This window comes from Acinetobacter sp. USHLN143, from assembly GCF_037145695.1.
Lineage (GTDB): Bacteria > Pseudomonadota > Gammaproteobacteria > Pseudomonadales > Moraxellaceae > Acinetobacter > Acinetobacter fasciculus.
Map to the genome: position 1 here is coordinate 1 of NZ_JBBCWZ010000088.1, position 9,773 is coordinate 9,773.

The 9,773-nt window shown below is 41.4% G+C and carries 10 protein-coding genes and 2 pseudogenes; 1 reads left to right on the forward strand and 11 read right to left on the reverse strand.

What is annotated here, in order from left to right:
- The 11 genes and pseudogenes from WFH18_RS15385 to WFH18_RS15435 form a co-directional block, all read right to left on the reverse strand.
- Nucleotides 1-135, reverse strand: a pseudogene (locus WFH18_RS15385) (IS5/IS1182 family transposase); the annotation flags it as partial.
- A gap of 78 nt (nt 136-213) precedes the next feature.
- Nucleotides 214-1,914 (reverse strand): urease subunit alpha, encoded by a 1,701-nt coding sequence (gene ureC / locus WFH18_RS15390; protein ID WP_026056539.1) that lies wholly within the window; start codon nt 1,912-1,914, stop codon nt 214-216.
- 42 nt (nt 1,915-1,956) lie between these two features.
- Nucleotides 1,957-2,265, reverse strand: a complete 309-nt coding sequence (locus WFH18_RS15395; RefSeq protein ID WP_005100595.1) for an urease subunit beta — start codon at nt 2,263-2,265, stop codon at nt 1,957-1,959.
- A gap of 19 nt (nt 2,266-2,284) precedes the next feature.
- Entirely contained in the window at nt 2,285-2,587 is a 303-nt protein-coding gene (ureA, locus tag WFH18_RS15400; protein WP_000422459.1) for an urease subunit gamma, read from the reverse strand.
- Nucleotides 2,588-2,687: 100 nt separating this feature from the next.
- A complete protein-coding gene (locus WFH18_RS15405; protein ID WP_005100596.1) occupies nt 2,688-3,566 on the reverse strand; it encodes an urease accessory protein UreD in 879 nt (292 codons plus the stop codon).
- 71 nt (nt 3,567-3,637) lie between these two features.
- Entirely contained in the window at nt 3,638-4,204 is a 567-nt protein-coding gene (locus WFH18_RS15410; RefSeq protein ID WP_005100597.1) for a HupE/UreJ family protein, read from the reverse strand.
- Nucleotides 4,205-4,218: 14 nt separating this feature from the next.
- Nucleotides 4,219-4,833 (reverse strand): urease accessory protein UreG, encoded by a 615-nt coding sequence (gene ureG, locus WFH18_RS15415; RefSeq protein ID WP_005100598.1) that lies wholly within the window; start codon nt 4,831-4,833, stop codon nt 4,219-4,221.
- A gap of 17 nt (nt 4,834-4,850) precedes the next feature.
- Nucleotides 4,851-5,516 carry an urease accessory protein UreF gene (locus WFH18_RS15420; protein WP_005100599.1) on the reverse strand — a complete coding sequence of 222 codons (666 nt, stop codon included), beginning with the start codon at nt 5,514-5,516 and terminating at the stop codon, nt 4,851-4,853.
- Nucleotides 5,503-5,985, reverse strand: a complete 483-nt coding sequence (gene ureE / locus WFH18_RS15425) for an urease accessory protein UreE (RefSeq protein WP_005100601.1) — start codon at nt 5,983-5,985, stop codon at nt 5,503-5,505. The genes WFH18_RS15420 and ureE overlap by 14 nt, the downstream gene beginning before the upstream one ends.
- A gap of 406 nt (nt 5,986-6,391) precedes the next feature.
- Nucleotides 6,392-7,999, reverse strand: a complete 1,608-nt coding sequence (locus WFH18_RS15430; protein WP_005100602.1) for a purine-cytosine permease family protein — start codon at nt 7,997-7,999, stop codon at nt 6,392-6,394.
- 115 nt (nt 8,000-8,114) lie between these two features.
- The gene (locus tag WFH18_RS15435; protein ID WP_005100604.1) at nt 8,115-8,507 is read right to left on the reverse strand and encodes a GNAT family N-acetyltransferase; all 393 of its coding nucleotides are present in this window, start codon (nt 8,505-8,507) and stop codon (nt 8,115-8,117) included.
- A 206-nt stretch (nt 8,508-8,713) separates the two neighbouring features.
- On the opposite strand from WFH18_RS15435, the pseudogene WFH18_RS15440 reads away from it, so the two are divergent.
- Nucleotides 8,714-9,656 (forward strand): annotated as a pseudogene (locus WFH18_RS15440) (IS5 family transposase).
- The last annotated feature ends 117 nt before the right edge of the window (nt 9,657-9,773 follow it).

Consider the following 9,773-nt stretch of genomic DNA (forward strand, 5'->3'; position numbering starts at 1 on the left):
TGGGCAGCCTGTTCTTATTCTATAAAGTATTGCTTCGACAAAATTTCTCAAATTAGATTTGGAATAGATATCAAAATTTCGGAAAATAGAAAGTAACTTAGACCAGTGTTGGTCATTCAGCATTGTACGAGGCATAGCGAGAAGTAAATTTGGTTTGGCGATTAAATTTTACTTTCTCGCTATTTTTTTGAACAGAAAATCAACAGGCCCTAATTAAAACAAGAAATAACGCTGTGCCATTGGCAATAATTCTGCTGGTTCACAGGTCAAATGTATGCCATCTGCCCGTACTTCGTAGATTTCCGAATCAACTTCCATCACTGGTGTATAGGTGTTGTGCTTCATATCGGCTTTTGAAATATTACGTGTGTTTTTACATGCAGAAATGATTTTCTTCAGACCTAATTTTTCCGCTACACCATTATTAATTCCTGCCTGAGACAAGAAGGTAATACAGGTGTTATGCACACCGCGGGCATTTGCGCCAAACATGGGACGGTAGTGCACAGGCTGCGGCGTTGGAATGGACGCATTAATATCCCCCATTGGTGCTGCTGCAATCATACCGCCTTTAATAATCATGGCAGGTTTAACACCAAAAAATGCAGGTTTCCACAGCACCAAGTCTGCCAGCTTACCTTCTTCGACCGAGCCGACTTCATGACTCAAACCGTGGGTAATGGCTGGATTAATTGTATATTTCGCAATATAACGTTTAACCCGCTGATTATCGGTATGTGGCGTATCACCTTCTAGCGGTCCACGCTGCACTTTCATTTTATGTGCGGTTTGCCATGTACGAATAATCACTTCGCCCACACGCCCCATTGCCTGTGAATCAGACGACATCATGGAAATTGCGCCCAAATCTTGCAAAATATCTTCCGCGGCAATGGTTTCACGACGAATTCGACTTTCGGCAAATGCAACATCTTCTGAAATCGCAGGATCTAAATGATGACATACCATCAGCATGTCCAAATGCTCATCAATGGTATTAACCGTATATGGGCGCGTCGGATTGGTTGAAGATGGCAACACGTTGGCCTGACCAATAGCTTTTAAAATATCAGGCGCATGACCACCACCTGCACCTTCAGTATGATAGGTGTGAATGGTACGCTGTTTAAATGCCGCCAACGTTTCTTCTAAAAAGCCGCTCTCGTTTAAAGTATCAGTATGAATTGCGACTTGCACATCATATTCATCCGCGACAGTCAAACAGTTATCAATGGCAGCAGGGGTTGAACCCCAATCTTCATGCAGTTTTAAACCCACCACACCTGCTTCAATCTGCTCGCGGACAGGATCGGGCAAACTCAAATTTCCTTTGCCCAATAGCCCAATATTCATAGGTAAATCATCGATGGCTTGCAACATGGTCGCAATATGCCATGGTCCCGGTGTCACTGTGGTTGCGGATGTCCCTGCTGCTGGACCTGTTCCGCCACCAATCATAGTGGTTGTACCTGACATGAGTGCAGTTTCTACCTGTTGCGGGCAAATCCAGTGAATATGCGTGTCAATGCCGCCTGCAGTTAGAATTTGACCTTCCCCCGCAATCACTTCCGTGGCCGCTCCCAACGGAATGGTGATATTGGGTTGTATGTCAGGATTTCCCGCCTTACCAATTTTCCAGATACGACCATTCTTTAAACCGACATCGGCTTTCACAATGCCCCACCAATCGACAATAAGTGCATTGGTAATGACGGTATCGGCAACATCATCTGCCAACAATTGGGATTGCCCCATGCCGTCTCGAATGACTTTACCACCACCGAATTTAACTTCTTCACCATAAGTGGTCAGGTCTTGTTCGACTTCAATAAACAGTTCCGTATCCGCCAAACGAACACGATCCCCTACGGTTGGTCCGAACATTTCCGCATATGCACGACGTGACATTTTCATCATAGATTACTCTAAATTCTTAAAAGATTTTGATGGCCCGACTTAGTCAAGTTTCCCCATCACTCGACCCGCAAAACCATACACTTCACGCTTTCCTGCTAGTGCCACCAATTCGACATCTCGGCTCTGACCCGGCTCAAACCGTACTGCGGTGCCCGCAGCAATATTCAAACGGTAGCCTTTGGCACGCTCGCGCTCAAATTGCAAAGCATCATTGGCTTCATAAAAGTGAAAATGCGAACCAATTTGAATTGGTCGATCCCCAGCGTTCGCAACCGTTATTTTTAGGGTTTCACGTCCAACATTTAACTCAATATCGCGATCTGACGTAATTACTTCACCTGGAATCATCTTTATTCCTTATAGTTCTTTACATAATCGGTTGATGTACAGTCACCAGTTTTGAACCATCTGGAAAGGTTGCTTCAACTTGGACTTCAACAATCATTTCTGCGATGCCATCCATCACATCATTGCGGCTCAGTAAAGTCGTGCCGTAGTGCATCAGCTCGCTTACGCTCATGCCATCGCGTGCACCTTCAAGCAAGGCAGCAGAAATATACGCAATCGCTTCAGGATAATTCAGCTTTAAACCACGTGCTTTACGGCGCTCTGCAACCAAACCCGCGGTAAAAATTAAAAGTTTGTCTTTTTCTGTTGGATTTAATTCCATATCTTTTACCTATTTAAACGTGGAGATGCTTCGCTCATGAGCTATACATGACCAAAAATCGTTGTGTCATTTGGTCTTGAAATTACAGGCTAAAATGAATTTAAGTTCTCCAAATACGTGGGAATTCTTCATCCAGATCGTACCAATAGCGTCTTAATTTCGCTCTGATGGCAGCAAAAGCATCGTGACATTGCCGAACATCATTCCCCAAATAGCGCGCACAAATCACATCATCCAAAACCGTTAAGGTGACAGGTACATCCATACGCATCATCAGTTCACGGATTAAATCCAAATACTGTTCTAAATCTAGACTGGCACGATATTGCATGGGGGGCACGGCCCAGAAACTCCCCATCACAGATTGACCATGCATGCCTAGGCATGAACTTAACCAGCGGTCATTGCCCTTAAAACTTAAAGTATCTGCCACCAACAAAGTTTGATTACGGAACAATTTGAACTGGTTGCTATAGGCACCATCACTAAATTGCTCTTCACGTGCTTGGCGACCAATGACCAACATGTCCCAACCAATAAAACTGGCTGCATGATCCAAATGAATGATGGTTTCTGAATGCGCATTCGCACCATTAAACAGCATGGTTTCTTGCGGCAGCCATTCAAAAATAGCATCAGCATTCAAACAAATATTGATATGCTGATAGGCCTTTTTACCATTGGTTTTGTACCATTTACCTGCGCCCGGGGTGGTCACTAAGGCATGAGCCTGCGCATCGACAGACATATCAAAAGTCAGGTGATCCCCACCCGCAATGCCCGCAGGTGGATGCACAATAATGGCATGGCAAACCCCTGTTTTTTCAGGCCAAAGCATTTTTTGTACCCGAACAGGACCATAATGTTTGCGGTGATGTAACACCGTGCATTCAGGCTCTTTTTGAGCCTGAAAACCGAGTTCCAACTTGGCAAACCATAATTGAGCATCATGCGTTCGACTGACGGTTAAATCCTGCATGCTTCCTCTGCGTGATCAATACCAATAATTTGCTGTGCTGAAATTTGTTCATCAAAACGACCTAAAAATCACTAAGCCAAACCAATCAATGCAACAACTGCGGCAATTCCACCGACAATTTTCTTACCATGTGGCACATATTTTTGTACCAATGCACCTAAACCCAAGCCACCTGCGTAGATACAAGACATAGCAACAACCATGCCGAAGACTAAACCGATCACATGACCTGAATGACTCAATTCGGCACCATGCGCCATACCATGAAAACTTGCTAAAACCATAGTCGCAACTGCAAACAGTCGATTGGCTTTGGTCCATAGGGCAATGGCAAGAACAGATAAGGAGAAAACAATGCCGTATTCAGCAATATTTGCGGAAACGATATGCAACTGCCCAAGGCTAAAACCCGCAATCATGGCCACAACTAAACCCAACAATCCGCCTACTTTCCAACGATTAGCCGCTGACCACAGCAGCACACCAAAAGCGATTGCCATTGTGAGGTGATCAATTCCAGTAAATGGATGAATAAAGCCCGTCAAGAAACTATTCTGTTGTTCATGTCCGGGATGTGCCATTGCCCACATTGGAAAAGCTGCGGCGAAAGTGGCTAAAGTTCTTTTTAAATAAGTCATGGTGTTTCCCCGAATTAAGCTTTGAATAGACCTTGTTTTTCAATGAACGAAATAATAATTTCCAAACCTTCTTTGGTTTTCATATTGCTAAACAAGAACGGCTTATCGCCACGCATACGTTTAGCATCTTGGTCCATCACACTTAGGTTTGCGCCGACCATTGGTGCCAAGTCGGTTTTATTGATAATCAACAAATCGGATTTGGTAATGCCTGGACCACCTTTACGTGGAATCTTTTCTCCCCCCGCCACATCAATCACATACAGGGTTAAATCTGAAAGCTCAGGACTAAATGTCGCTGCCAAATTATCTCCACCACTTTCAATAATAATCAGCTCAAGCCCATCAAACTTTTCACATAAATCATCAATTGCCGCGAGGTTAATAGACGCATCTTCACGAATGGCAGTATGCGGACAACCACCTGTTTCCACCCCAACAATACGCTCTGGAGACATGGCTTCATTGCGGGTTAAAAAGTTTGAATCTTCTTTGGTATAAATGTCATTGGTGACGACAGCCATATTATATTTTTCACGCAAGGCCTGACATAAATTCAAGGTCAGCGCTGTTTTACCCGACCCGACTGGTCCACCAATTCCTACACGTAATGGGCTACGTTGTGACATGTTTTTTCCTCTTAAAATTATGATCTGAATAGTCTTGAATATTGGGTCTCGTGGTGCATACTGAGCATGGCATATTGCGGTAAAGCACTACTGATTTCTGTGTCTGGCAATGCCAGCGCACGCGTAATTGCTGCGGGAATAAGCGCATGTAAATGCCACAAAATACGCTGACCACTCATCTGTCCAAGCGGTACGGTTTTAACTGCCGCCAAGACCTGATTTTCTAAAAGGGTAAAGGTATAAGCCGTGAGTACTTCTGTTTGATTTAGCCCCAAGGTGCCACACAGGTTTCCATACACTGGAACAAAGCCCAGCTGTTTTTTCACTTTAACGGGTTGCTTTAATACGTCTCTAATCCATGCATTTAAAGAAAATGCCAACTGTTTCGATTCTGCCAGTAGCTCTTTACTCTCACGGCTGGCGCGGTAAAAGTTTGCCCAGTAAGTAAAATTTACTTCGTCATCACTGTATTGCATTAAACGTTTCAGCACTGGCAACTCAAAACGAACCAAGAGCATTTCCAGCACTTCTTCAAAATAAGCAATGCTGGAGGCTTCATCATGAATCAGCCCTCGATCAATGGCACTTTCCACACCTTGCGAATAGCAATATGCCCCTATCGGTAACGCAGTTGATGACAAGGTCAACAAGCTGAGTAGTTGTGACGGATTAGTGATGGACATGATGTAAAGTCTTGATTGGGCTTAAGCGATGATCATGTTGATGTTGTGCATAAGCACCGCTTTCTGGTTCAAAAGGATGATCTACCTCTGCAACGTTTAATCCCAAACCCACTACCATTTCAGCCAGTACATGATCTGGTTCGAAATATAATGCTGTTGGCGTCAACATTAAGGGAACGTGACGATTGCCGAGATGATATGCAGCTTTTAATAAATCAAATTCTTGCTGTGCCGAAACTTTCATCAGTTTTTCTGGTTTCGCTTCAACTTTAAGAATATTTCCGCTTTCCGTCGAAATATATGATCCACTGCGTAAAATGCCTGTGCGTGGCAAATCTGCACCAATATCTACCCCATTTTTTAAAGTTGCACGAAAACGGCTCTTTTGGCGCGTATCGAAAGTCAGCTCAATGACATCAAAGTCACAATTTTCTGTAACTGCTTCTAATCGTTGAGTATAAATTTCCATTTTTTCTCCATGCTTGACTTTGTTTTAGGACTGCTTTTGATTCAAATTGATTCAAAATATAAATCGCTTTCACAAAATGCACCACCCCAACGTTCAAAGCAATTATTGCGCCAATTTTTCTACATACACCACATTTAAGCGTATATATTGCTCAGAAACTCCAAATGAAAACTTCAAGAAAATATGATTTCTCATTTAAATGATGTCAGGACATTTAAGAAAAAAATAGCAGCTGTCGGGTTATTTGAGATGGATGTTGTATCCACTCTTTGGATTAGAATAGATTTTCCCGCACTTTTTCTAGAGTTTTCCCCAATAAATATTAAAAAACCCTGATGCAAAATCATCAGGGTTATTGATTTGATCGAAATTCAGCTTATTAAAAAGCAGATATCTGAAAAATCATTTATTTTTCCAAAGTCTTACATAGAGAACAAATAACACCTTTGTGCTTATGTGAATACATAATATCAGGTCTTTCATAATCTTCATCACATGACACACAATGATAAACTGTTGCTATAGGTAGCCCAGTAGCATCATAACGTGGTTCTTTTACCCCATCATCTGTAGCTTTAATATAATATTTTCCTTTCGTAATTAAACCCATGATTGGGGTCAAAACAAAGCCCAAAATCAGAGCAATTAAAGGTGAATATGGCATTAGAAATTCACCCAACATGCCAAAAAAGGTTGCAATGGAGACTCCTGCAGCGACAAGAAATGACACCATACCTACTGGGTTTATATTATAAAGCATATCACGGCGATATTCTGGTTCTTTTGGAGAGAGCTTCAGTAAGTATTTATTCACTGTGATATCAGTCGCTACAACCACAACCCATGCAATGGCAAAATTAGAATAAAAACCTAAAATCTTACCAAGCACTGCGAACATATTACCTTCCATCAACGCAAGAGCAATTGCAAGGTTAACCAATACAAATACAATACGACCTGGATAATGCTTGCTGATACGTGTATAAGCACTGGTCCATGCCAATGAACCCGAATATGCATTTGTTACATTAATCTTGATTTGTGAAATAACAACCAAAATTACCGCTAAAGTAAGTGCAAACCAACCTGGAAGCATATCATGGAAAGCTGCGTTAAACTGTTGTACAGGTTCCGTGCTATCCACCCCAGGAATTTTAGTCAGCAAATAAAAACCAAGGAAAGCACCAATAATTTGTTTGATTGCGCCTAGAATTACCCAACCTGGACCCGCTGAAATAACAGCTATCCACCACGATTTGCTATTTTCTTTAGTTTTTGCAGGCATAAAACGTAGGTAATCAATTTGTTCACCAATTTGCATAATTAAAGATAAACAAATTCCAGCACCCAACATAATTGCAGCCACATCTATTGCTGCAAAACCACCATTTCCAGCATAAGCAGCGAATTGACTTACAAGCTCAGGTTCTTGATAAATCAAATAAGCAACAGGGCCAATCATTAAGATCAACCAGATAGGTGTGGTCCAAACTTGTAAAGTACTTAAGGCTTTCATCCCATAAATGACCAATGGAATAACCATAATAGTAGAAATGAGATAGCCCATCCATAAAGGAATTCCGAGCCCAAGCAATAAGCCTTGAGCCATGATAGAACCTTCGAGAGCGAAGAAAATAAAAGTAAAACTTGCAAAAATAATACTCGTCAGTACCGATCCAAAATATCCAAAACCAGCACCACGCGTAATCAGATCTAAATCGATATTATAGCGAGCTGCATAATAAGCTAATGGAAGACCTGTTAAAAAGATAATAAGTGCAGCAAATAAAATAGAAAAAATGGCATTCGTTGTCCCATATGTCATACCAATGCTAGCACCAATCGAAAAGTCTGCCAGATATGCAATACCTCCTAATGCCGTAATTGCGACGACTTTAGGACTCCAACGACGGAAACTATATGGAGCATAACGTAAAGTATAGTCTTCAAGTGTTTCGTTTGCAGCAGAAGATGGCTTTTCAATAAAAGTATCTTGCATAGGTTGATTTTGCATACCAAAAAATATCTCTGAGTTTCATACTTCTCACAAAAAAGCAAAATTAATGCCAACTTTTAATTTTTCTATCAAATTTTTAGGATTTAGCCCAACATGCTACAATCATATTGTTTTATAAGCATAATCTTTTCAACATATATATCGTGTCGTACATACCTAGCTGATCACGACTGACTGTACTAAAACTTTGCAACCGCCAAAACTTTTCTGCCGCAGGTAAAAATGGATCCGTATGCAAATATAAATGCTGAATATTTTGTTGCTGTGCATATGCAAATAACAACTGGCAAAGCTCTGTCGCGATTCCCTGTCTACGATACTCAGGCAATACAAAAATCAATTGCTTGGTTTCCTGTTTATACTCTTCCACAGGAACTAACCAAATTCTCTTTAACGCTTGTAGCTCTTCCGATGTTTCATGATCCATTTCACAAAGGCCTTTAACTGCTTCTTTTTCTAAAATCATGCGCAAATCAAACAGCTCATTATAAAACTTAAAATCCAAGGGTTTGACTTCCCACCCCCTACGGAAATGTACATTAACGTAGTCTTCTTATTCTAAGCGATACAAGGCCTGACGAATGGGGGTACGGTTAATTTCCTATTTTTCTGAAATATCTGATTCAGTAAAACGTTGTGCAGGTTTAAGCTGAAAACGGCTTTGTTGCACAAACCTACCGATAAGGTCTTATTCCGCAGTATAATTCCTAGATGAATAAACCTACACCCAAAATCTTTCGTACAACTAATTGGTCCACATATAAGCGCGCCTTAATTAATCGAGGCAATATTTCCATTTGGTTTGATCCTTTGACTCAATGGTATGCTCATCCATAAGCAAAACATGGACGAAATCAAACTTACTCCGATACGGCTATTCAATGCTGCTTAATGATCAAATCTTTATTTAAATTGTCTTTGCGTATGGTCACAGGCTTTGTCCAAAGTCTGATTAAGCATTGTGGCTGAGCAGCCCCGAATATCAGTGATATTCGTACTTCACACTGTGCAGAAGACAAAGGCATATCGATGTTGCAATTGGCTATCAAAAAAGTAGTGGAGGTCTCCGTCTACTCGTAGACTCTACTGGCCTAAAGTTTTTAGGTGAAGGTGAATGGAAGCGTAAGAAACATGGACCTGAATATCGCCGCAAATGGCGTAAGCTTCATAATAGTATCGATGCTAAAACCCTTCAAATACGTGCTGTACAACTCACCGCAAATAATGTCAGTGATTCACAGGTACTGGAAGACTTACTTGCTCAAATCCCTTTAGATGAACAAATCGATTCTGTCTATACAGAGATGGTGCTTATGACACAAAACGATGCCGTCAGGTCATTGCAGATCGGCAAGCGTATGCAGTGATTCCACCTAGAAAAAATGCAAAGCCCTGGAAAGATATAAAAGCTCATTCACGAGAGCGAAATGAACTCCTTCGAACGGTTAAATGTTTGGGCAGGACAATCTGGAAAAAATGGTCAGGCTATCATCGGCAAAGTCTGCTTGAAACCAAGATGCATTGCATTAAATTATTAGGCGATAAACTCTGCTCAATGAATGCTGATAGTCAAGTGAATGAGATTCATGCACGCGTAGCTGTCTTAAATAAATTCACAGAATTAGGTCGCCCTCATACCCAAGTTGTCACTTAAATATGATTAGGGTGTGTTGACACTTTTAGCTTAAAAAAATAGCGAAGTAGTAAAATCAAATCGCCAAACCCAATTTTACTATTCGCTATGCCTCGTACCATGCTGACAGATCAACAC